This is a genomic window from Azospirillum sp. B4, assembly GCF_000333275.1.
Lineage (GTDB): Bacteria > Pseudomonadota > Alphaproteobacteria > Azospirillales > Azospirillaceae > Nitrospirillum.
On record NZ_BACU01000182.1, the window covers coordinates 1 to 534 of the forward strand.

Below are 534 nucleotides of genomic sequence, written 5' to 3' on the forward strand. Positions count from 1 at the left end.
CCCCATTGCCGCAACAGCCCGAATAGGCTCAGGACGTCAATGATAAGGAGATCGATGGAAACATGAAGGCGTGATCCCTGGCCGTCATGGCTGAGTTCTATCCGGAACAGCGGCCAGCAGGTCGGGTCGAACACCTCATGCGCCATCCGTTCGCGCAATGTCGCCAGGCAGGCGGCGCCGTCGGCCGCGCCACGCCAATCGTGTTCGACGATGCGGATGGCGGGGACCTCCGGCTGGACCCGCTGGCGGGCGTCGGCGGTGAACACCGCGCGCAACATGTCGTGGTCGCGGACCAGCCGGTTCCAGGCGGCGGTGAGACGCCCGCCATCCAGCGGCGTATCGGACAGCAGTTCCCAGTAGACGTGACAACCCGTGCCGCCCAGCGGCACCGCCGGGCTGCGTCCGACGAAATAGGCCAACTGCAGATCGGTCAGCCCGAACGGTTCGGCCGCGTTGGCCGGATCCGGCGAGATATCCTGGCCCGACGGTGTTGGGGGCCAGGATCCGATCGGTGCCGCGATCGTAAACGGCCAG

Annotated in this window: 1 pseudogene; it reads right to left on the reverse strand. The window is 66.9% G+C overall.

Going from position 1 to position 534, the window contains the following annotated elements:
* A pseudogene (locus I55_RS08125) lies at nt 1–534 on the reverse strand (non-ribosomal peptide synthetase); the annotation flags it as partial.